Source organism: Bacillus sp. AK128, assembly GCF_053903075.1.
This window is the reverse complement of the sequence record NZ_CP096379.1, coordinates 2313119-2335184: the sequence shown is the minus strand read 5'-3', so window position 1 is coordinate 2335184 and position 22066 is coordinate 2313119. Positions and strand designations below refer to the sequence as shown.

The window sequence follows — 22066 nt, the reverse complement described above, 5'->3', positions numbered from 1 at the left end:
TTTTTATATGAAAATTTCATTACAATTCCATAGTATGAAGGAGAACATTATATGGTTGGGTTTTGGCCTAGTGGACAATTTCATCACTAAAATAAGAAAAATTATCGGTAAAAAAAATCCCGACATTACACTCGGGACTAGTAATCCTTACTAATTAGTTACCACTTACTTAGGTTTATATTATTATTGCAACAGATTTAAAAACTGTCTGGTTCGTTCTTGCTTTGGGTTAATAAATAATTCAGAAGGTGTTCCTCGTTCAATGATTGTCCCTTGATCCATAAAAATGACTTCATCCGCAACTTCTTTTGCAAAGCTCATCTCATGCGTAACAACGATCATTGTCATACCTTCATTAGCGAGGTCCTTCATTACCTTTAGAACTTCCCCCACTAACTCAGGGTCTAATGCAGAAGTTGCTTCATCAAAAAGCATCACTTCAGGTTCCATTGCCAACGCCCTTGCTATCCCGACCCTTTGTTGCTGACCACCCGATAATTGAAAAGGATACTCATTCATTTTCTCTTTTAAGCCAACCTTTGTTAATAATTCCTCTGCTGTTTTTTGAGCTTGATCTTTTGGAATCTTTTTAACCGTTACAGGGCCCTCAAAAACATTTTGGAGTGCTGTAAAATGAGGAAATAAATTGTAATTTTGAAATACCATACCTGTTAATTTTCGAAATCCTTGTATATGAGCTTTAGATACTCTATTTGAGAAGTCTAGTGTAGAGGTTCCGATAGTAATCCGACCAGATGTTGGCGTTTCTAATACATTTAAACATCTTAGTAATGTTGTCTTCCCTGAACCAGAAGGGCCAATTACAACTACTACTTTCCCTTTTTCTATCTTTAAATCTATTCCTTTTAATACATGTAAGCTACCAAATTTCTTCTGTAATTGTTGAATTTCAATCATCTTGAAACTCCTTTTTTTTATTTTGCCACATATCGATCAAATCGGTGCTCAAGTCTTCCCTGTACGATTGAAAGTCCAAAGCAAATTACCCAATAAAGGACAGCTGCTTCAGTGTACAAGTATAAAAACTCATAGGTTTGTGCCGCTATTTCCTGAGCGCGTCTAAACATTTCTGTTACTAGAATTAGAGACGCAAGGGATGTATCCTTTACTAAACTAATGAACGTATTAGAAAGTGGAGGAATCGAGACTCGTGAAGCCTGAGGTAGAATGACTCTTCTAAGCGCTTGGTGATAATTCATTCCAATCGAATATGCCGCTTCCCATTGTCCTTTTGGTGTTGATAAAATCGCTGCTCTAATAATCTCAGATGCGTAAGCACCAACATTTAATGAAAATCCAATGACCGCAGAAGGAAAAGGATCAATAACTAATCCGATTGTTGGAAGTCCATAAAAAATAATAAATAATTGAACGAGTAGCGGTGTTCCTCGAATAATAGACACATATATTCGAGCTGGAACAGTTAATAAGGAATTCCCCGAAATTCTTGCTAAAGCGGTTAACACTGCAATTAATATACCCACTATAAATGAGAGGAGTGTTAATGGAATCGTATAATAAAGAGCTCCCTTCAATAAAGGAAGAAGGGAACTCCATAATATATCTATTAAACGCTCCATTTTCTCTGGATCAGAAAAAATATTACTTAGATACATCTTCACCAAACCACTTTTCAGAAATTTCTAGATATGTGCCATCTTCCTTCATTTCTGTTAAAGCTTGGTTGACTGCTTCAACTAATGTTTCATTATCTTGACGGAACATTAGTCCACTTTGAGAAGCATCTTCAGAGGTTGCTGCAATTTTAATCGGTGCATCTGGCTTTTGCTTTAAGAAATCAAGGACAGAAAGCTTGTCATTGATCGTTACGTCCACACGTCCTGAGCTAAGTAATTCAATAGCTTGGTTGAATCCTTCAACTCCTGTGATCTCAGCACCATGTTCTTTAGCAATATCAGCATAATTACTAGTTAATGATTGAGCGGCTTTTAATCCAGCAATGTCTTCAAAACTTGAAACTGCTTCATTGTCCTTTTGAGTTACTAATACAGCAGATGACGAAATATAAGGATCCGAGAAATCATATTTTTCTTGGCGATCTGGTCGAATACCAACTTGATTCGCTATCATATCAAAGCGCTCTGCATCTAACCCAGCAAACATTGCGTCCCATTGTGTTTCTAAAAACACTGGTTCTACTCCTAGACGAGCAGCAACTTCACGGGCAATCTCTACATCAAATCCTGTTAATTCACCGGTTTCGTCATGGAAAGTGAATGGAGGGTAAGTCCCTTCTGTTCCAATTTTAAGTTCTCCGATTTCTTGTATATTAGTTAATAGATCATCTTGATCAGTTAATGAGTTCGTTTCTGCTTCATCCTTAACCTGTTCCTCTGTCTTTCCCTGTTCATCGTCTCCACCACAAGCAGAAAGAAAAACAATTAACCCTAAAAATAATATAAATAGCTTTTTCATTCATTAAACCCCCGTATTCTGATTGGATTTCTTATTTTATCCTTTGCAATCTTATTAAAAGACATTTTGTTTGTCAACAATCTTGACTCGACCTTCTTGCAATCAAAACACTAAATCGATTATTAATATGTTTCTTGATTTTCATAAAGCACTGATGCTTAATACCAAAATTAAAAGTCCTGTTTTTAAATTTTATATTAAAAGACGTACAAAACCAGAGATTTTGTACGTTCTTATCTATGAACTCCTACTTCTTAGGTTTAAACGTCTTACAACAAGTTTCAGCAGAATTTCCTGCCTCATCAATATGATTCTTTTCGGTTAATTCAGATGCCATTTCAGTATCATATCTATAGTGATTATCAAGTTCTACCATGATCTTCTCAGCTGTACACACATTACCTTCTCCATAAAACGTGCAGTTCGAAATTGCGCATGAGACCTCAACTTTAGGCAAGGTACATACCTCCTATTCTTTTATCAATTTCTCTTTATTATTTTCTTCAAAGAGCTTGATTTTTACTCAAGAGAATAGGATATAAATAATTAAGAGTAAATCTTAACAGCAAAAGAAGCATACGATAATGGAATTCGTATGCTTCTTCTTTAAATTAATTATATGAGTTGCTTATCAAGGAATGTATAGAAATCCACCCACTCATCAATTTGCTTTGATGTTGGTTTTCCTAATCCATGACCAGCCTTAGACTCTAGGCGGAGGATAATCGTTGAATCTGCAGTTGCCTTTTCTTTTAAGGTTGCTGTGAATTTTTTAGCATGGGCAGGAACCACACGGTCATCACTATCTGCTGTAGCAATTAAAATGGGTGGATACTTTTCTCCCTCTTTCACATTATGAAGTGGAGAATATGCATATAAGAACGGAAATTGCTCCGGCTTCTCAGCGTTCCCATATTCGGGAATCCAATATCTCCCTATAGTAAATGTGTGATAACGTAGCATATCGATAACTGGAACTCTACAAATGATAGCACCATAAAGATCAGGACGTTGAACCATACAAGCAGCTACTAACAAACCGCCGTTAGAACCACCCATAATGGATAGCTTGGTTTTTGAAGTATAATTATTTTCAATTAACCATTCACCTGCAGCGATGAAGTCATCAAATACATTTTGTTTTTTATCAAGCATTCCTGCTTTGTGCCACTCATCACCATATTCAGAACCTCCACGAAGATTGGCAACAGCATAAACTCCACCCTTTTCGAGCCAACGAAGTATGGCTGGGTTAAATGACGGAGTTAAACTAACGTTAAAGCCGCCGTATGCATATAAAATAACAGGATTCATACCGTTCAATGCTAATCCCTTTTTATGGGTTAAAAACATCGGAACCCGTGTACCATCCTTTGATGTATAAAAGATTTGGGTCGTTTCAAATTCAGAAACATTGATTGGAAGCTCAGATTGTTCAAGTACTTCTAATTGAGCATCTTTAATGTCATAACGGTAAGTACTTGTTGGATGTAAAAATGAAGTTAACCCAAAATAAATCTCACCATCTCCTTTATTAACATTCAGTTCTGTTAAAGAGCCAATAAAAGGTAATGGTATTTCCTTATCAAATGAACCATCTTTATTAAAAATTTGAATGATATTATGTGCATCCTTTAACAGCACCATAATATATTTGTCATTCACGTACTTGATCTGTTGGATTACATATTCTTGTTCTGGAATAACTTGTTTCCAATTTTCTTTACCCGGGTTGTCTAGATCAATTGAAATGACTCGTCCTTTTGAAGCCCCAAGGTCTGTCTGGAAGAAAAACACTTGATTGTCATTGGTTACATAGGAATACTCAGCATCTTGCTCATCTAGGAGCTTAATGAATTCACCATCAGAATCTACTTTCTTAAGATAAAAACGGTTTTCAGCTGCTGTTCCATATCTTACATTTAAGCATAGATATTTCTTATCCTCTGAAAGGATCGGGATAAACATTAGTTCCTTCTCTTCTGACTGCTCGTGAACGAGTAGATCATCAGATTGAGAAGTACCGAACCTATGAAAGTATACCTTGTTATAGTTACTTTCATCTTCTTTACTAACAGTTCCTGGTTCAGGAAATTTACTATAGAAAAAACCTGTATAATCAGGACTCCAAGTGATAGAGGTGAATTTCACCCATTTAATTACCTCGTCTAGGTCATTACCAGACTGAATATCTCGAACTCTGATTTCTTGCCAATCACTCCCATTAGCTGAAGTTGCGTATGCAATATAACGAGCATCCCCACTGAATGAGAAGTTTGTCATAGCAACCGTTCCGTCTTCCGATAGTTGATTGGGGTCTATTAATACTTTTTCAACATTATCTTTTTTCATGAAAAGAACAGCTTGGTTTTGAAGCCCATCATTTTTTTGATAAAACAACGTATCTTCAATTTTTTTAGGTACAAAATATTTCGGGTAATTCCAGAGCTCCGTTAGGCGTTCTTTATCTTTATTTCGTGTATTTGATTGTGAGAAGTAGGTGTCACTCTCGGTCTTCATTTCCTTTTCCCACTCATGTGTTTCTGGCAAATTTGTATCCTCTAACCATCGATAGGGATCTGCTACTTTTGTTCCGTGAAAGTCCTCAATGATGTCGCTTTTCTTCATTGTAGTCATCATATTCCTCCTAAAAACGTTTATATTTAAAATTTCGACAAACGAAATATAATTCCTGCTTGAACCTGTATAGGTATATAATTTTTTTTAACAAATCGTTTTAGTTTAATTGATATTACATAAAAACAATGACCGCACCCCTGTGAGTGCGGTCATTGACGAAATGTACTATTTATTAAACCATTGAGTCATATAATCCTTAAACAGTTCATTGGTTGAAATCGTAATTAACCATTGAACGGAGAATAACATAATGATCATCGGATTAATATTATTGGTCAGAATCGATAATATAAAAAAGAACGTAGCAGCAATCGCTAATGAAATTCCAAATACATTTAAGTAATGTTTAAATTTATAAATATCCATTTCTTCACATCCTAATCTTCCTATTTAGGAACATTATTAACATGATTTTCCAATTCATACATAGGTTATGTTACCTTTTAATTGAGGTCAGTAAAGGCTCTTTCTACCCTTTCTAGAGCTTCCTTAATGATAGGTCTCGGTGATGGGATACATATTCTCTGGAAATCCCTACCCTCTTCCCCAAACATACTGCCATCTTCTAATATTACATTTGCCTCATTATAAATTCTGTGATGAACTTCCTCCGGAGAAATATGATAAGCACTGAAGTCCAGCCACATGACATATGTTCCTTCAGGAATTCTAACCTTTACTTTAGGCATCCGTTCTGATAAAAAACGTTTTACATATTCTAATGTCTCATCAATGTAATCTACCAATTGGTTAAGCCAATCCTCTCCTTCATTATAAACTGCAATGAGGGCAGCAATGGTAAATGGCGATGCAAGCTGAAAACCCATCGTTTCAATAAACTTTTTTCTATACTCAGCATTGGGGATGATTACATTAGTACAATGCAATCCCGCTACATTAAAAGTTTTATTAATCGCTGTAAAAGTAATAATATGTTCACTTTCATTAGCAACTTTAGCTATTGGAAGAAATACTTGGTCTTTTCTAATTAAGTCTCCATGAATTTCATCAGCAACGATAAGAACATTGTGTTTAGCACAAAGATCAGATAATTTGCTAAGTTCTTCTTTAGTAAATACTCGACCTGTTGGGTTATGCGGATGACATAGGATAAACATTTTCGTTGTTTCATTTTTTGCCTTAGCTTCAAAATCTTCAAAATCAATGGAGTAATAACCCTCCGAATCACAAAGTAAGGCATTATTTATGACCACTCTTCCGTTGCCTTCAATGGTAGAAGTAAAGGGCGGATAAACCGGACGCTGAATAATAATTCCGTCTCCTGGTTCAGTAAAGGCTCTCACAGCCATATTTAAGGCGTGAACAGTTCCTGGACTATAAACAATATGTTCTTTTTTTATTTCCCAATTATGACGTTGATCAAACCACTTGATAATCGATTCATAGTACGTCTCTGGAAAAACTGAATACCCAAATATTCGATGATCTACCGTCTTATGTAATGCTTCAATTAAGGGTTGAGGAACCGGTAAATCCATATCTGCAGTAAATAATGGGATGGTTTCTTGATCATATCTTTCCGTCATACCCATCTCTTTAATAAGTTCTCCGCCATCCCATTTGACAGAATAGGTTCCACGGCGATCTACGACTTCATCAAAATTATACTTCATAAAAGTACCTCCCTATATTTAACATAACGGGTTCTCTTTTGATGTGCAAAACATGAAAAAACAACACAAATAGCATGCCAAATCGCATATGATTTAGCATGCTATTTTTTATTGATATATCAAGGTTTACGTAATTTTAACGTTAGAATTAACACTGTAATTAGCATACTAATTATCAAAGTGAGAATGATCATTCTCATGCTGTTAGTTTATATGCTAAAATGGTTGTCAATACTAGTGCTAAAATACATAGAAAGGATTGCCACTATGTCTAAATCATTGGAATTTATCAAGCCTAAAAACAAAAATGCTCAACATGTAGACTGGAAAATCTCTGAACGAACTAGAGCAACAGTGTCTTACTTTGCAGAATATAGCGAATATAGTGAAGAGGAAGTTGTGGATGAATTTCTTCTGCGAAATCTTTTAAAAGATGAGAATTTTATAGAATGGATAAAATCTCGTCGCAATAACAAACGTATGCTCAAATCTATTGGTTTAGAAGAGTGAGGTGAGGAAATCTTATGCCAAAATTAAAACGATTACTGCCCTCAGATAAAGATGTGGTTGAAATAGACATTCCTGTTAGCGAAGATGAGACTTTAGATCGTCAGCTACAATATCCTATACTCCAACCAAATAAGTTCGCGAAACGCTATCATAAGCATCTATACGCGCCTGTCTCTTTTAAATGGGAAGGTAAAGAGTATTCTATTCAAGCCAATCACTGCACCAATCCTTTTTGTGAATCGTTTGGTCTAAAACAAGAACGATTTGATGCGATTAAAAATAAACCATACCGATACAAGTTGAAAGGCTCAAGCAAAAATGGAACGAAAAGCATATTTTGCAATCCTATTCCTATCCCTACGAACCTACCTAAAGTAAGCCTTGGATGTACAACATATACAGTTTCTAATTGGTCGATTGCAGAAGAAATCAAGCGTCTTATTGAATTACAAACGGTTGAAGAACTTCAACCGGAATATGTTTTTCATAAGGAAGGTTGTTCACTTGATGGTGTCACCCCGTTTGATGAACCTAAGAAATTTCATAGTAGAGGTACAAGCACAAGTAAATCTCCTAAATATCAATGTTTAGAGTGTAATAAATATACAAATGTTCTTCCGTCAAAGAGACGGTCAACGACCTATCACCAGAAGCGTAATGATGTGCTCCCTATGTTCAGCAAGCTCTTACTTAGTAAGACACCAGTTAAGCGAACCTGTGAAATATTAAAAATGGGTAATAAAACGTACTATACCAAATTAGAATGGCTCTATCGTTGTTGTATAGAATTTCTTGAAAAACATGAGAAGAAAGGGTTTCAGCGTATCTCCTTTGACGAACTCTGGATCAATAGTGACAAGATGCAGTATTACCTTAACAATGTAAGACAGAAAGGAAGAGGTGGTACGCACTATTCGGACATAGAAGATAAGATTCTACAAACTCACATTGTCATTTCAGCAGATGTAAAGTCTCGGTATGTATTTCGTAGTGACATAGCTTATGATTGGAATGTTACACTGAAACAATTGGAGGAAGAGACGTTATGGTATCGAGATGACCATGTAGATTCTTTCTGTCGGAAAAACGACCGGTTGCGTTTTTCTTATTATCCTCAAGAGCCGTCAAAAGTAGATGAACAAACACATTCCGGTTATAACGAGGAATTTTATAAAATAAAGGAACGGGAAAAGTATATCGATGGCCTACACGTTAAATCTAACTATACGGCAATGGCTCACTTTTGGTTAATTAAGCAGATGGTGCAAGCAAAAGAATGGAGGTTTGTCACAGATGAAGATTATTCGTTGATAAACAGTGTATATAGGATGTTTTCAGATGATTTTAGGTTGTATAATGCTCACCATTTTATTAATAAAATTGATAAAACGAAGAGCAGAAAACAAGCGTATGAAGAATACATAGAGGCTCGGAAGTTTTTGAAATCCTGGGGAGAAGGGAAAAATCACACCAATGTTGCTCATGCATATTTAGTGGAGCAATTAAAGACACACCAATTTTGTAAAGAGGTCCAGCTTCCTGATAAAAAAGTCATGGCATACCTCAACAATCCAATTAACCATCCATTGCCTGGCATTGATAAAGGTACTATGACTGTTGATTGTAGGACAGATATTAGCGGTTTTGATAATAGCAAACTGGCATCCATGATACTTAATGTTAGCGATCATGCTACAAACAGCTTTATTCAACAAATTCGTAGACGTATATCGATTTTAGAACGCCCCTTGATGACGGCTAGAGCAGAAGGTAAGAGCTACATTTATGCAAACTTCAACCCTAAATATGCTCAATATGCCATTACCATTTTGCGAACATTTTATAACTTCTGTTATACAGACAAAGAAGGAAAAACCCCATCACAAAGAATCGGTATAACGAATAAAGTATTTGATGTAAATGATATCCTTTATAAAACATAAAAAGATGCAACTGATATTATCAGCTGCATCTCAAGTCTATTTTAAGATATCGAGAAATTAGCAAATTTTTCTTTCATGTTTTCAATGTAGGTACCCTAAAAATACACCCTTGAACGAGGTCATAAAACTTATCATTAATAGCCGCTTATGAAAAATCATTAATAATTTCAACCACTTCAATCTTACCATTAATTAATAACTCTGGAAGATCGTTTCTTTTATTACCTTTCCAATATTCCCTAGCTTGTTCAATTTTTTTAGAGAAAGGAACACTATCTTCTTTTGGTAGTAGGTTTCCATCTCCTTCAAAATAGTTTCCATTAACACGCAGTTTAACGATTTGCAAAACTTTCCGATTATAAGAATCAAATAACTCTTTCCATTTTAATGCGTCTTCATAACTCTTAGCAGCATATAAGCAAGATAATCTAGAAGGATATTCAGGAAATTCTTGAAGTCTAACCATTTCTACTATCACTTCTCTTATAGCTCTTATAGTTTGACCTACATACCTAATAGCCACATCGGCATTTTCCTTATTCATGTTTAATCCTTCATTTGAATAATGTCCATATAATATCTGTATAAAGTCTTCACCTTTAGGGTTTAATTGTTCCTTATCAAAAAAGAAATGATATAAGGTATTTTTTTGATCTTTATCAAAGTTTATTACCTGACCTAGACTCATATGTTTTCTAGTTACAAGGTGGTAAACATACTGTTCGTTCTTTTCCATGACAAGTCCCCCAGTTCTATAGTAATCGTGTTTTCTTTATTTTATCTGGATTACCATTTATTACTATTATAATAACTTTTATATTTTTTTGTTAAAAAACAACAATCTTTACGGAAATAACTTTCTTAAATTCATATTGTTACTCCTTAGGATTCGATTTTTTCTCTAACTTCAAAGTCATATTCATGCCTTACCCAAGCTTTATCTAGCCAATTTTTATTTACTATATCTGTACCACTCCACCCAAGTATTCGTCGTTTTCCACACCAAGAGCTCTCTTGATACCACCAAATAGTTTCTCCGTTAAGTAAGTGTTTTTTTATCGTTTTATATCGATGGATAAACATTAATTCCTCCCTAGTTATGCATTTATGGTCAACAGCGACTTATTAAATTCATCAAATTCTAACTGTTCTTATACTTCTAATTATATCAGCGCTGAATTATAACGGATAATATCGGATAACCGTATTTTAAGAAAAACGAAAAAGCATGATAATTGAGTTGCTAATTACCATGCTTTTTCTAACGTTATTTCTAATGTTTTTTTACGTTTTGCACTCCAAAAGAGAACCCGTTAATATTTAACACCCTAACCCCTTTTTCATAAGCCATAAATCATCCCTAATTATCTATGTGAATGTTTACTATATATATTTCAACAGTTGATGGAATATCCCTTTTGGAAAGCCAGCTTTATCTCGGTTAAGTGAAAGTGATTTTCCTGAGTTTACCTTTCTTGGTTACTGAAATTATATAGACTGATTGGCAAGTGTAGCAATACTCTATAAGAGAATTTTAACTCAAATGAGAATCATCATGTTTCATTAAAAACGTGAGAGGATTTTGTCCTCTCACGTTGATCTATTATAGCCAAAACTTGGCTTTATTGTATTTTTCATACATATGTTCTTCAAACTCTCTTGTAATTTCTTTCTTCAACACATATTCTGGTCCATTTTTTATGGTTTCTTTCGTTAAGTCCACATGAACAGTTCTGTCTTCCCAGACGACGTCTATTATCCAATCTGGTGAGACAAGCACCTTTTTCCCTGGCCACCAGCTTTTGGTGTCGATAATTAAATATTTAATCGACCAAGTCTTATCACAAATGATAAAATCTTCGACATGGCCAATATTACCATCAACTGCATGAATATGGTAACCTGTTACTTCCTTCATACTTCTTAAATTAGACTCGTCTTTTACTTGCGAATCAGGACGCTCGACATGTTGATTACGGTTAACTAACAGTTCGCCAGGGAACCAATATCCTCCCCATACGCCTGTCCCGCCAGCACTTTGATAAGGGGGATAGCCATAGTAAGTGCCAAATTCAATTTCTTTCTGTTTAGATATTGGTTGATCTGTATCTATATCGGGACTGTCTTTTATCTTATCTTTTGGTAATGCGATCTTTACCGTATTCTCTAATTCATGAACGGCTTCAATTGCCATTGGAGAGAGTAAGACCTTTTTACTTGGTAACCACTTTATTGTATCAATCGCTAAATAGCGGGTTGTCCATTTTTCGTCATCAAAGAAAAAGTCATATACGGTTCCAATTCCTCCATCTGTTGCTTGAATATCATATTTTTTAAGTTCTTTACCCTCGTGATACATAAAATCTCCTCCTTCAATATATTTTCATTTATCTAAAACTCTATCTAAATTGATTATCTAAATTTTAGTGCAGCATAAAATTCTGGTGTTTTTGAATCTTACCATCTTTTCTATGGATAATAAGTCTAGTCTTTTGATTACTGGCAATCTGTTGGCCTTTTTTTAATGCTTCGTTTTTAGTATCAAATAGGTTACTAGGTTTTTCAGCATGTTCCGCTTTTACAGCCCAACCACTTTCGTGTGGTACAACGTGGTGAGCAGAATTTTGTTCTCCTCCCCATTCCTTTGCTTTTTCAATTGCAATTGAAATCGCCCTTCCTTCTTCATAGCCTTCGTCTAATAAGGCATTTGCTATTTCAATCGCTTTATTTCGAATAGGTTCCATAAGATTTTTCATTGAATCGGGATAACTTTGTTTATTCCACATTCTAAAATCCTCCTTTTTCGAGTTAAGTTGATTGTCTATATTATTTATTTACCCGCTATATAAGAGGTAAAACATAGTTTCTATGATCCTGTTCAATATAACCTAGCGTAAGCAAACCGTTTTGACTCAGCAAAGCAGCTACTCTGCCGCTCTAATTCGGTTCTATGATCAACAATTGTTTGATTTGTAAACCCTCTTAAAAATAAAAAAACGAGAATCTGAGATTCCCGTTTTTCCACTAGTGTTACTATTATACTTTCGTTAACATCCTCGATCCGTTGAATACGGACCATGGGCTTCCATCTTGATTAAAATAAAAACGGATGGGCTTCTCAGTTTCTAGCATGACGAATGTATCAGCTGAACTAGGTCTTAGCTCCACCTTCTCGTCCTCTATTAGAGCATATAGTTTACCTTCTACTAATGAAATCAATATGTTTCCACCTTCCTTTGAAACATATTGACCTTCAAACTTTTTCAGCTCGCTAATCGGACTCTGAAAAACTGGCGCCGTACTATTCTTATAGTTTACCGGAAGGCCAAGTGCTACATGTAATGCTGAATGCCAGATCTCCCCGGCACTAACACCACCTACATTTGTCAAGACCGTTACTACCAGTTGTTTTTCAGGTACAAACCCGAAGTTTGAGGATACTCCTGGCTGTCCACCTCCATGCTGAACAACCAGGTATTTTCCTGCGTAGTTTGGCGTACTGTTTAATGCATACCCATAATATAGATCTCGCCCTACCTGATAAACAGGCTTCCACATCTGTTCAATTGAGGGGTTGCTTCTTTGCACAAAGGCTTGTCCATATTTTAATAAATCCACAACATTAGACCGAATTCCACCACCGGTTTCATAGGTCCCAAGACTAGGCCAGTCCACTCTTTCCAATTGTTTGGAGGTTTTATTATACTGATAAGGCACAGATACGTTATCCATCTTATGAACTTCTTCTAAGCTAAAGCTTGATCGATTCATATTGTATCGTTCTAAAAACTGACTGGTTATGTATCTTCTAAACAGCTGACCTGTTAATCTTTCAATAATAGCTCCTAGTAATAGAAAGCTATCATTACAGTAACTAAAATATTCACCAGGTTCTCCTAATAAATCAATCTTCGTTTCATTAATGTAAGCTATATGTTCATGATAGGTATTTAATTGCTCTCTTCTTTCCATCGGAGGCATCCCTGTTGTGTGTGAAAGTAAATGGTGAATTTTTATGGTTTCCATATTATCTACACCATTTATTTTTAACTCGGGTAGGTATTTAATAATCGGATCATCTATAGACAAAAATCCTTGTGCTTCTAGTTGGATAATAGCCATCGCCGTAAAAGACTTTGTCACAGAAGCTATCCCAAATACTGTTTCAGGGGTTACAGGTAGTTGTTTTTCTAGATCTCTATAACCAAAGCCTTTTTGATAAATTGTTTTTCCATCTAATGAGATTCCAACACATACCCCAGCAATATGTTCCTTTTTCATCTGTTTAAGGATGACTTCTTCTAGTTGGTCCCAACGATTATGGTTCATTAAGCATACCTCCATTCAACTAAATGAATTCAACATAAAAAAAGTAATCTCCTTTTTGTTGTTGTAAAAATTTAAAAATAAAAAGGAGTTCTACTATAAAATGAAACAGCAGAACTCTTTTGTTAATATTGTTCACGTAAGAATTTACTAGCATACCCTTCACACTTTTCGTTATAATGATTAGCTTCCTTCAAACCAACGGCGAACGTTATTAAATAACATATCTTGTATTTGATCGTCGCTTACTCCATTTCTTTGTAAATCTGGAATAACTTCTTCTAGTACGAAGCTCATCGTCCATTTTGGAAACAGCATTCCAGCAACTCCTTCAGGATACCAATCAAGTGTACAACAATAATCTTGAGATAAAAACATTCGATCTGAAAATCCACGTTTAGCTAGTTCAATAACCGTGGAATTTCGGTCCTCAGTCGTACATTCGTTTGTTAAGCCATACCGATCCATTCCAATATATGCGCCACTCTCAAGAACTTGTAAGATATAATCCATATTGTTCGTATCTCCGGTATGACCAATCAGGATTTTATTGGGATTAACCCCTTCTTCTATAAGTATTTCTAGTTGCATTAAGCCAGTTCCACTTGCTGGATGTGAATGGGTCATGATCGGTACACCTGTTTTTATATGTGCACGTGCCGCTGCTCGAATGACCTTCTCTACGTCTGGAGTAATGCCTTGTGCATCGGCTGCACATTTTAGAAATCCTGCTTTAATTGATGTATTCTGGACTCCCACCTCAATATCTCTCACAAATAAATCTGCCATATAGTCAATATCACGATTTTGAAAATGTGGGGGAATATAGTGATAAGAATAAATTCCTGTAGCAGCGATAATTTGCATGTCCGTTTCACGAGCCACTCTTTCTATAAACCGAATGTCCCTGCCTAGTTCCATTACAGTTGGGTCACAGATTGTCTTAACACCAAGCTCCTTTACTCTTTTAACTTGCTCTACTGCCTTAGCAAACTCTTGATCTTCATCATACAAATGTGGAAATTGAGTAACTACAGATTCAGAGCGAACACGCATATGTTCATGAATTAATGTACAACCTAAGCTAGTTGATTCTACTTTACCAGTTACTGAATTAATAAGTGTCATATAATAGGCTCCCTCACTTCTAGTAAAAGATTAAACTTAGCATGTAACCGTTATACCCACTTTGATAACGCTTACATTTTATTAAAAAAATTAGTAAACACTTTTATGCTTCTATAAGCTTGTAATAAATAACAATCATATCACTAAGAATGTTAAAATATATGCTATAGTCCATCAGCTCATACCATGTCAAAAATCATTTTTATTAATATTTATTTGGGTGCGAGGGTAGTACCGTAAAATTCTCTTTAGTCACGAGGCGGTTGTATTGATCACTCACTCAACCAGCATCTTTTAGCAGTTTCAATAATATAAAACTAAAAATTAACTAGAAAGAGGTACATAAAATGTTAGTGAAAAATGCCCAATATTGGATAGAATATTTACAGCTTCTCCCCCATCCTGAAGGAGGATTCTACAAAAATTCTTATTCATCTCAAGAGGAAATGATCTTAAATGATAGAACCCGTAAGTTATACACGAGTATCTATTTCCTTCTACGTTCAGAAGATATTTCTCATTTTCATAGATTAAAATCAGATGAGCTTTGGTATTTTCACGGAGGTAGCCCTCTAACCGTACATACTATAGATGCTTCTGGAAAATACGAACAACTAAAACTAGGTCTGAATATAGAGCAAGGAGAATTACCACAAATTTTAGTGCCACAAAATACTATATTCGGCTCTTCTATCGTGGAAAAGGATTCCTTTTCACTTGTTGGCTGTATGGTTGCTCCTGGTTTTGATTTCGAGGATTTCGAGTTATTTAATCAGGATGAATTAGTAAATGAACATCCTCAGCACGAAGAAATTATCAGAAAAATGACTTATAAGTGAATCCTTGAATTAGTTTACATAATAAAATTATGGGTAATAAACAGAAGCCTAGTTGTTCTATTTCTTATAGAAGTGAAAGAAGCTGTCACAATTTGTGAACAGCTTCTTTTTCCTCTACATATATCTATAGGACAGTCTCAAAAGTAGGTGTCTAATCAATCGTTGCAATTAAACTTTAAATCTACTAATTAATAACTGTAACTCCTCTGCCATTTTTGAAAGGGTTTGGGCAGACGCAGAAATTTCTTCCATGGATGCTAGTTGTTCTTCTGTTGCGGCAGAATCCTCTTGAATTTTATTGATCAGCTGGATAAACAACTCCAATTTGCTTCCGAGCTGTCTCTAAGATAGTCGCTGTTAGTAATGAATTATGGTGGGAATTAACAGCTGACATGGCTTTTCCTTCTTTTATTAACTTTACAAATTCTTGAGCTTCGTAAAACATTTCTGGTTGTTCACGGTCTAAACTAATGGTTTCCGTTGTACCATCCTTATACTTGATATCAACTCGATCTGGAGAAGAAATATTATCGTAGATGATCATACTGCCTTCTTCACCTTGTATTTCGGAAGGTAAATATGAATCATTAATTTTAGAATACATAATCACTCCGTCAAGTTGTTTATATTGGGCAAGAATACTCCCTGCACCATCTGCTCCAGTCTCAAGAATCATTCCTGTTGCTTTAATACTAGTAGGCTCTCCAAATAACACGACCATTGGGTATATACAATAGACACCAAGATCCATTAAGGAACCATTAGAAAGCTCTGGCTTAAACGCGTTTAGTACTTTTCCTTCTTTATAAGCATCATATCGTGATGAATATTTACAGTAACTAGCAAAATAACGACGAACCTCCCCTAATTTATGTAAGTTTTCCTGTATGACTTTAAAGTTAGGATGAAGAGTTGTTCGCATAGCTTCCATGAGTATCACATTATTTTTTATAGATGCCTCAATCATTTGTTGTGTCTCAGAGACATTTGACGCAAGTGGCTTTTCACATAAAACATGTTTTCCGTTATCCATAAAAGCAATCGCATGTTCCTTATGTAAAAAGTTAGGACTAGCAATATATACGGCATCAATTAAATCACTTTGAGCCATCTCTTCATAATTTGTAAAAATATTATCCACATTATATTTTTGAGCAAATGCTTCAGCCTTCTCTGAAGTGCGAGAATACACTGCTCGTAATTGAAAGTCTTCTAGATCTTTTAATGAATCTAAAAAACGTTCCGTTATCCAATTTGTACCGATAATCCCAAATCTAATCAAACAATTTCCTCTCCTTTGTTGTTCTATGAAAATTTTCTAGTTGCATAAAACATTAAATTTCCTCTTGATATATTCTAATTTTAACAGGTTGATGTTGAATCACATGTTTAAATTCATCAAGATTTTCAATATGTAAAAAATAATCATCAAGATCCCCTTCTGTTTCAAAATACCACTCGGTAATGGATAATCCCTGTAAATATTCGGTTGGTTCAAACAATAGCTGACAATGAAACTGTTCCATGTGGGAGTACTCTTCTTCGTCATATATGGTGAACTGTCTGATGAAATCTATATAAAAGTAAGGTTCCTCTTGTTCGTCATCCATTCCACATTGAAAGAGTAATTCAATGTCATCCTCGTTTTCTATTGGTATTTTCCCAAACTCTTTAAAAAGAGTCCACACTTGAATCGGGTCAATAATCCCCTTAACTTCTTGTTTAAAAAATGATAATGTTTCGTTAACGGTTAACAATATAATCTCCTCCTGTTAAAATCTTTGATAAAGTGCAAAAGGCGTTCCCACTAATCGGAACGCCTTACCGCTTATACTCCGCGTCATATGAATTCTCCCCTGCATGTACACTAAGAAGCGTGTCCGCATAACCGACAAGCCGATTAACAATCTCATCAGCAATAGCATAAACAATGGAATGGTAGATGGGTGAAAAAATAGTAGGGTCATCAAAAATGATGGTTGTGTTTATAAAAATATCACGATTACCATAAAGATTATAGTGAATAATCACTTTAGCAGCTGCTCCACCCGTTCTCGGATCTTTAAAGCTGGGGAGAAATACATACCATTCTTCAGCGGTAGCTGACCTGAAATTTTTAATAAAGGTAATCCCAGTTAACTCTTCTTCTATTTTTTGTTTTTCTTCACTATTAGTTAACTCAATCATTTTCTTAGACATTTACAGCAAACCTTACTACTAATGTAACTCATCAGCCGGTGCGGCATCAACGGCGATTTGATAAGCATCTAAAACGGAATTGCGTTCATCAGGATCATTGATTCCAATTAAATACTGTTCCTCACCTTCTGTTTCAATCCTCATCAAAATCGTTTCATCGATGTTTTGTAGCAAAGCATAAGAATGGTCTTCCATGTCAAATAACGCTTCAACAGCGTATTCCTTTTCAAATCCATCTTTATCCTGAATCGTTATAAAATCTCGTTTTTCTTGTTCCATCATCATAATCCTCCTTTTCATTACTAAATTTAGATTTCCCAGAACCATTCTGTTTAATAAATTTAATAAGATTCTTACTTTTATTAAAAACTAGAAAGCAACTATGATGAAAGGATGATCCAGGTGACCAAAAATAAACAAAACCAAAACAAGAACAAAAGGCGCAAGCGCCCCGATTAGCCCCGACAAGCAAATGTTCCTTTGTCAAAGAAAAGGCGATTTTTCCTTTTATTTGACAAAGGAACATTTGACCTCGAGGGGCTGGGCGCTGGAGCTGGATTATTACGAACAATCTTTTAAGAACAACATTAAAAACTTATACTTTTTATTTTTTAAATAAAACACATCACCAACATACGCCAATGACCCTATAGCTCATTTTGATTTACCTAATAAGGAAAAGGGTATTGAAACTATGTACTTACAGGATGAAAACAAGCTCTAAGTTAATTAATCGATCATCCAATAGTTGTAAAAAGGGACTGGGGATAAAACTATCCTCAATCCCTTTTCAATACTTATTAAGATGCTCTATTTACGGAAGAATTTCTATTATTGATTTCTCTTTTAATACCATACCAGATAAATATGACTCCACCAATTACAAGTACCGGCTCTAACCAATTGGCCTCAGGTCCGTTTGTAATTCGGTGTAACTGAAAAACCCAATGGAAGACTACAATATCAAAGCTCAAAAATAACCCGGTTGCTACAACAAAGCCTTGAAAAAATGATCTTGAAAAAAATCGATGAGCAATAACCATGAAAATGAGTAAAACCAGGACACCAAATAATACAGCTCCTATTCTTTCTAGCTGTGACTCTGCTTTAAGACCGGCTGCTGAAGTATTTACAATATGAAAGAATAAATCACTTACTATAAACCCTGCAACTACTCCCAAAATTCTCATCATATAATCACCTGTTCTCCTACTTATAATTAATAATTATACAACTTATTCTTATAAAGTAGGGAACTTCCTTTCAAACAGATCAATAATCACTTAAGTAATTGAACTGGAATCATAGTAAAATATATTTCCATATAAGAAACCATTCCTATATCCATTTACTTCTTATTCTTATATAATTTATACGTTATCTAATTATTTTAAGAAGGCGAGTTAAACGTATGTACGAAGTAGCATATTTCTTTTTTCAAAATATGGCCATTATTATTGCCTTTATGTTTCTCTATATCAAATCCAAAGACTTCCTATTAGAAAAGAAGAATATAGAACCCGTATCCTGGTTTCCACCCATGTTTGCTGGGATTTTCTCGTTAATTGTTATGTATCATCCTTTAGATTATGAAGGAATGAGAATAGATTTGAGAGAAGTTCCTCTATTTTTCATAAGTTATATCGGCGGTTGGAAATGGGGAGTTATATCTTCCATACTTCCTTCTGCTTACCGTTTTTCATTAGGTGGACCCACGGTTGTTCAAGGAATAATCCAAGCAATCCTATTACCAATCGTAATAGGGGCAATCTTTCATAAGAAAGGGAAAGATCGTCCTCAAGGACAACTAATTAATCTAAAAAAGATGTTTGGTGTATTCATTTTATTTGAAGTAATTAAATCCTTCTGGATGGTTTTGACAACTCCCGTAACCATTTCATTAGTAGTCATTATGGCAGTTTTTTCAACCATTGCTTTATTAGGCATGAGCCTTATGTTAAATGATGATTATAAAAATAGGATGATGAGAAAGAAGCTCCTTCATCTATCAAATCATGATTTTTTAACTCAGCTCCCAAATATTCGGTGGTTCAAGGAAGAGGCCCAGAAGCAAATTAACCAACATAAATCTAGTTCAATTGCTATGTTTGATGTAGATTATTTTAAAATATTTAATGATTCAAATGGTCATCAAGCGGGTGATCAAGTTCTTCGTAATATTGGTCAATTACTAACCGATCACATTGGTAAAAATGGAGTAATCGCACGTTACGGTGGAGAGGAATTTATTGTCTGTTATCCTGATGCTCGAAATCGCCAATTTATAGAAGAATCTCTAGATCAATTTAGAAGAACCGTAGAAGAATTTTCCTTCAAAGGAATGGAGAATATGCCTGAGGGTAAAGTTACTATTTCAGTTGGAATTAGCTTTTCAAGATTTGGACAATCTTTAGACGAGATTATCAACGAGGCTGATCAAGCACTCTACTATTCTAAAAATAATGGTAGGAATAAGGTTACAACATACACCGCTCCTCCAGTTAAATCTATACAAAAAGCCTAGTCAAGACAAGCTAGGCTTTTTCCTATTTTGCATAAGTCTTTCACACTTGGTACAATCATTTCCAGAAAGGGAGTGTGCAAATGTGTGGCCGATTTACACTATATTCCGATTTTGAAGAAATTATCGAGCGTTTTATGATTGATGAAGCGATTCAACAGGAACTGTATAAACAGAGCTATAATATCGCACCTACACATTCAGTATTATCCGTTATTAATGATGGGAAGAAAAATAGATTAGGGTATTTGCGGTGGGGATTAATTCCTCCGTGGGCAAAGGACATAAAGATTGGGACTAAAATGATTAATGCACGGGGTGAATCATTACATGAGAAGCCTAGCTTCAGAAAAGCTTATCAAAGCAAAAGATGTTTAGTACTGGCAAATAGTTTTTATGAATGGAAAACAGAAAATGGTATAAAAACACCTATGTGTATAAAACTTAGGGATTCTAACTTATTTGCAATGGCAGGATTATGGGAAAGCTGGAAATCTACTACAGGCGAAAGAATTTTCTCCTGTACTGTTATTACAACCACTCCAAATGAATTAATGGAAAACATCCATAATAGGATGCCTGTCATTTTAAAGCCGGAAGATGAGAGTAAGTGGATTGATCCTACGATAAAAGATTATAGATTATTAAACCATCTTCTTGATCCTCTACCCTCAGAGCTAATGGAAGCATATCAAGTATCCTCCCTCGTGAACTCACCTAAGAATAATTCTAATATGTTGATTAGTGAGATTTGCTGAATCGTAAAGAATTAGTAAAAATTTGTAAAGTTATTCTTCTTCACGAGGAAATTCATAGTATCATAAAGAAGTAATTTCCCAGTATCATTTCTTTCTCGGGAGGAACTATGAATGAAAATGAAAGCATCATTACGTAAACCAATATTTATGAAGATGTGGGAAGAATATCCGAAACTCTGGAAAGGACTAATTGACTTAGGGATTTTAGCAAAATATAAAACGTTGAACATTCAAAAGCTTCCAAATCAAATTACATTACGATCATCACACACACTATTTGTTAACTCTGGAGAAAACCGAGGTAGGGCATTACTAATAAGTAATGGTGTTACACAAAAAAGGCTCGAGACGTTCTGGGATAAAGCCGTAAAAGTGTATCAACCCAAATTAGTCATAGATGTTGGGGTTAACTATGGTGAGTGTTTGTTTTCTACTACATACCCTTCTCACACCAATATTATTGGTATTGAAGCTAATCGTGATTTATTAGGTTATATAGAGAAATCAAAAGACGCACATCCTAATAAAAAGCAAATTACGATTGTTCATGCTTTAGCTTCTGATCAAGATCATATAGAAAAATCCTTTTATGTTGATACGCACTGGTCAGGTACTTCTTCTGCATCATACATACCTACCCACCAACATGTTAAAAAAGTCGCGGTTCCATCGATTACAATAGATACTTTATTGAGTAACAATATTCGGCAAGATCCAATTTTATTTAAAGTAGATGTAGAGGGTTATGAGGCATTTGTTCTAAAAGGGATGACTAATCTACTTAACCAAAACTCTTCCATACTTGGCTTTATGGAGTTTAATAGTGAATATCTTCATAAGATTGGAACTGATATTGATCAATTTTTATTATTTTTAAATTATCACTTTTCTATCTTTGTTTATAAAGAAGATGATCAGATTGTACCAGCTAGCCTATTAAATCTAAGAGATCTACAGCAATTATTTAATTCAGAATATATCCATACTGATTTTATACTCGTTAAAAATGAATCTTTATTTCAATCCTTTTCCACTAAAGTACAATAATATAAAGAGTAGAGGGTGTTAGAGTTCCAGGCTAACCTCCTTCACTTTTATTACTTAATCAAAA

Annotated in this window: 24 protein-coding genes and 1 pseudogene; 6 read left to right on the top strand and 19 right to left on the bottom strand. The window is 34.9% G+C overall.

The genetic code is table 11. The features are described from left to right. Nucleotides 1-183: 183 nt before the first annotated feature. From M1D60_RS11585 to M1D60_RS11555, 7 genes are all read right to left on the bottom strand, one after another. Nucleotides 184-918, bottom strand: a complete 735-nt coding sequence (locus tag M1D60_RS11585) for an amino acid ABC transporter ATP-binding protein (RefSeq protein ID WP_456279304.1) — start codon at nt 916-918, stop codon at nt 184-186. Between the two features lie 17 nt (nt 919-935). Further along, complete coding sequence (locus M1D60_RS11580; protein ID WP_456279303.1) at nt 936-1637, bottom strand: amino acid ABC transporter permease; 702 nt, start codon at nt 1635-1637, stop codon at nt 936-938. Next, nucleotides 1624-2457, bottom strand: coding sequence for an amino acid ABC transporter substrate-binding protein (locus M1D60_RS11575; RefSeq protein ID WP_456279302.1), 834 nt, complete (start codon nt 2455-2457; stop codon nt 1624-1626). The genes M1D60_RS11580 and M1D60_RS11575 overlap by 14 nt, the downstream gene beginning before the upstream one ends. Nucleotides 2458-2704: 247 nt before the next feature. Continuing rightward, nucleotides 2705-2914, bottom strand: a complete 210-nt coding sequence (locus tag M1D60_RS11570; protein ID WP_456279301.1) for a DUF1540 domain-containing protein — start codon at nt 2912-2914, stop codon at nt 2705-2707. Between the two features lie 158 nt (nt 2915-3072). Continuing rightward, nucleotides 3073-5097, bottom strand: coding sequence for a prolyl oligopeptidase family serine peptidase (locus M1D60_RS11565; protein WP_456279300.1), 2025 nt, complete (start codon nt 5095-5097; stop codon nt 3073-3075). Between the two features lie 165 nt (nt 5098-5262). Further along, a complete protein-coding gene (locus tag M1D60_RS11560) occupies nt 5263-5463 on the bottom strand; it encodes a hypothetical protein (RefSeq protein ID WP_456279299.1) in 201 nt (66 codons plus the stop codon). A 77-nt stretch (nt 5464-5540) separates the two neighbouring features. Further along, complete coding sequence (locus M1D60_RS11555; RefSeq protein ID WP_456279298.1) at nt 5541-6731, bottom strand: MalY/PatB family protein; 1191 nt, start codon at nt 6729-6731, stop codon at nt 5541-5543. A 267-nt stretch (nt 6732-6998) separates the two neighbouring features. Here M1D60_RS11555 and M1D60_RS11550 point away from each other — a divergent pair, with 267 nt between their 5' ends. Beyond that, nucleotides 6999-7241 (top strand): hypothetical protein, encoded by a 243-nt coding sequence (locus M1D60_RS11550; RefSeq protein ID WP_456279297.1) that lies wholly within the window; start codon nt 6999-7001, stop codon nt 7239-7241. Between the two features lie 14 nt (nt 7242-7255). Next, the gene (locus tag M1D60_RS11545) at nt 7256-9184 is read left to right on the top strand and encodes an insertion element protein (RefSeq protein ID WP_456279296.1); all 1929 of its coding nucleotides are present in this window, start codon (nt 7256-7258) and stop codon (nt 9182-9184) included. A gap of 145 nt (nt 9185-9329) precedes the next feature. Here M1D60_RS11545 and M1D60_RS11540 read toward each other — a convergent pair whose 3' ends face one another. The 6 genes from M1D60_RS11540 to M1D60_RS11515 all read right to left on the bottom strand — a co-directional run bounded on the left by M1D60_RS11540 (nt 9330) and on the right by M1D60_RS11515 (nt 14638). Continuing rightward, complete coding sequence (locus tag M1D60_RS11540; protein WP_456279295.1) at nt 9330-9920, bottom strand: DUF2441 domain-containing protein; 591 nt, start codon at nt 9918-9920, stop codon at nt 9330-9332. Nucleotides 9921-10066: 146 nt separating this feature from the next. Further along, nucleotides 10067-10267, bottom strand: a complete 201-nt coding sequence (locus M1D60_RS11535) for a hypothetical protein (RefSeq protein WP_456279294.1) — start codon at nt 10265-10267, stop codon at nt 10067-10069. A gap of 520 nt (nt 10268-10787) precedes the next feature. After that, on the bottom strand, nt 10788-11543 hold the full coding sequence (locus M1D60_RS11530) for a hypothetical protein (RefSeq protein WP_456279293.1): 756 nt from the start codon (nt 11541-11543) through the stop codon (nt 10788-10790). Nucleotides 11544-11607: 64 nt separating this feature from the next. After that, nucleotides 11608-11970 carry a DUF2188 domain-containing protein gene (locus M1D60_RS11525; RefSeq protein ID WP_456279292.1) on the bottom strand — a complete coding sequence of 121 codons (363 nt, stop codon included), beginning with the start codon at nt 11968-11970 and terminating at the stop codon, nt 11608-11610. Nucleotides 11971-12220: 250 nt separating this feature from the next. Next, nucleotides 12221-13513 carry a serine hydrolase domain-containing protein gene (locus tag M1D60_RS11520; RefSeq protein WP_456279291.1) on the bottom strand — a complete coding sequence of 431 codons (1293 nt, stop codon included), beginning with the start codon at nt 13511-13513 and terminating at the stop codon, nt 12221-12223. Between the two features lie 180 nt (nt 13514-13693). Then, on the bottom strand, nt 13694-14638 hold the full coding sequence (locus tag M1D60_RS11515; protein WP_456279290.1) for a phosphotriesterase family protein: 945 nt from the start codon (nt 14636-14638) through the stop codon (nt 13694-13696). 347 nt (nt 14639-14985) lie between these two features. Between M1D60_RS11515 and M1D60_RS11510 the strand changes: the two genes are divergently transcribed. Further along, nucleotides 14986-15477 (top strand): cupin domain-containing protein, encoded by a 492-nt coding sequence (locus M1D60_RS11510; RefSeq protein ID WP_456279289.1) that lies wholly within the window; start codon nt 14986-14988, stop codon nt 15475-15477. A gap of 168 nt (nt 15478-15645) precedes the next feature. On the opposite strand, the pseudogene M1D60_RS11505 reads toward M1D60_RS11510, so the two are convergent. From M1D60_RS11505 to M1D60_RS11480, 6 genes and pseudogenes are all read right to left on the bottom strand, one after another. Beyond that, nucleotides 15646-15768, bottom strand: a pseudogene (locus M1D60_RS11505) (hypothetical protein); the annotation flags it as partial. A 4-nt stretch (nt 15769-15772) separates the two neighbouring features. Then, on the bottom strand, nt 15773-16759 hold the full coding sequence (locus M1D60_RS11500) for a Gfo/Idh/MocA family protein (protein ID WP_456279288.1): 987 nt from the start codon (nt 16757-16759) through the stop codon (nt 15773-15775). A 52-nt stretch (nt 16760-16811) separates the two neighbouring features. Next, entirely contained in the window at nt 16812-17234 is a 423-nt protein-coding gene (locus M1D60_RS11495) for a hypothetical protein (RefSeq protein WP_456279287.1), read from the bottom strand. Between the two features lie 64 nt (nt 17235-17298). Next, nucleotides 17299-17676, bottom strand: coding sequence for a hypothetical protein (locus M1D60_RS11490; RefSeq protein ID WP_456279286.1), 378 nt, complete (start codon nt 17674-17676; stop codon nt 17299-17301). Nucleotides 17677-17694: 18 nt separating this feature from the next. Then, complete coding sequence (locus M1D60_RS11485; protein WP_456279285.1) at nt 17695-17961, bottom strand: DUF1292 domain-containing protein; 267 nt, start codon at nt 17959-17961, stop codon at nt 17695-17697. Nucleotides 17962-18476: 515 nt separating this feature from the next. Then, the gene (locus M1D60_RS11480; RefSeq protein WP_456279284.1) at nt 18477-18869 is read right to left on the bottom strand and encodes a hypothetical protein; all 393 of its coding nucleotides are present in this window, start codon (nt 18867-18869) and stop codon (nt 18477-18479) included. Between the two features lie 218 nt (nt 18870-19087). On the opposite strand from M1D60_RS11480, the gene M1D60_RS11475 reads away from it, so the two are divergent. From M1D60_RS11475 to M1D60_RS11465, 3 genes are all read left to right on the top strand, one after another. After that, nucleotides 19088-20200 (top strand): diguanylate cyclase domain-containing protein, encoded by a 1113-nt coding sequence (locus tag M1D60_RS11475; protein ID WP_456279283.1) that lies wholly within the window; start codon nt 19088-19090, stop codon nt 20198-20200. A gap of 80 nt (nt 20201-20280) precedes the next feature. Continuing rightward, nucleotides 20281-20955: an SOS response-associated peptidase gene (locus M1D60_RS11470; protein WP_456279282.1), complete on the top strand. Its 675-nt coding sequence runs from the start codon at nt 20281-20283 to the stop codon at nt 20953-20955. A 111-nt stretch (nt 20956-21066) separates the two neighbouring features. Then, nucleotides 21067-22002, top strand: a complete 936-nt coding sequence (locus M1D60_RS11465; RefSeq protein ID WP_456279281.1) for an FkbM family methyltransferase — start codon at nt 21067-21069, stop codon at nt 22000-22002. Nucleotides 22003-22066 lie beyond the last annotated feature (64 nt).

Coding starts and splice junctions, on each gene's coding strand:
- M1D60_RS11585 (WP_456279304.1), bottom strand. CDS start 918: ATGATTGAAATTCAACAATTACAGAAGAAATTTGGTAGCTTACATGTA.
- M1D60_RS11580 (WP_456279303.1), bottom strand. CDS start 1,637: ATGTATCTAAGTAATATTTTTTCTGATCCAGAGAAAATGGAGCGTTTA.
- M1D60_RS11575 (WP_456279302.1), bottom strand. CDS start 2,457: ATGAAAAAGCTATTTATATTATTTTTAGGGTTAATTGTTTTTCTTTCT.
- M1D60_RS11565 (WP_456279300.1), bottom strand. CDS start 5,097: ATGATGACTACAATGAAGAAAAGCGACATCATTGAGGACTTTCACGGA.
- M1D60_RS11560 (WP_456279299.1), bottom strand. CDS start 5,463: ATGGATATTTATAAATTTAAACATTACTTAAATGTATTTGGAATTTCA.
- M1D60_RS11555 (WP_456279298.1), bottom strand. CDS start 6,731: ATGAAGTATAATTTTGATGAAGTCGTAGATCGCCGTGGAACCTATTCT.
- M1D60_RS11550 (WP_456279297.1), top strand. CDS start 6,999: ATGTCTAAATCATTGGAATTTATCAAGCCTAAAAACAAAAATGCTCAA.
- M1D60_RS11545 (WP_456279296.1), top strand. CDS start 7,256: ATGCCAAAATTAAAACGATTACTGCCCTCAGATAAAGATGTGGTTGAA.
- M1D60_RS11540 (WP_456279295.1), bottom strand. CDS start 9,920: ATGGAAAAGAACGAACAGTATGTTTACCACCTTGTAACTAGAAAACAT.
- M1D60_RS11535 (WP_456279294.1), bottom strand. CDS start 10,267: ATGTTTATCCATCGATATAAAACGATAAAAAAACACTTACTTAACGGA.
- M1D60_RS11530 (WP_456279293.1), bottom strand. CDS start 11,543: ATGTATCACGAGGGTAAAGAACTTAAAAAATATGATATTCAAGCAACA.
- M1D60_RS11525 (WP_456279292.1), bottom strand. CDS start 11,970: ATGTGGAATAAACAAAGTTATCCCGATTCAATGAAAAATCTTATGGAA.
- M1D60_RS11520 (WP_456279291.1), bottom strand. CDS start 13,513: ATGAACCATAATCGTTGGGACCAACTAGAAGAAGTCATCCTTAAACAG.
- M1D60_RS11515 (WP_456279290.1), bottom strand. CDS start 14,638: ATGACACTTATTAATTCAGTAACTGGTAAAGTAGAATCAACTAGCTTA.
- M1D60_RS11510 (WP_456279289.1), top strand. CDS start 14,986: ATGTTAGTGAAAAATGCCCAATATTGGATAGAATATTTACAGCTTCTC.
- M1D60_RS11490 (WP_456279286.1), bottom strand. CDS start 17,676: ATGTCTAAGAAAATGATTGAGTTAACTAATAGTGAAGAAAAACAAAAA.
- M1D60_RS11485 (WP_456279285.1), bottom strand. CDS start 17,961: ATGATGATGGAACAAGAAAAACGAGATTTTATAACGATTCAGGATAAA.
- M1D60_RS11480 (WP_456279284.1), bottom strand. CDS start 18,869: ATGATGAGAATTTTGGGAGTAGTTGCAGGGTTTATAGTAAGTGATTTA.
- M1D60_RS11475 (WP_456279283.1), top strand. CDS start 19,088: ATGTACGAAGTAGCATATTTCTTTTTTCAAAATATGGCCATTATTATT.
- M1D60_RS11470 (WP_456279282.1), top strand. CDS start 20,281: ATGTGTGGCCGATTTACACTATATTCCGATTTTGAAGAAATTATCGAG.
- M1D60_RS11465 (WP_456279281.1), top strand. CDS start 21,067: ATGAAAATGAAAGCATCATTACGTAAACCAATATTTATGAAGATGTGG.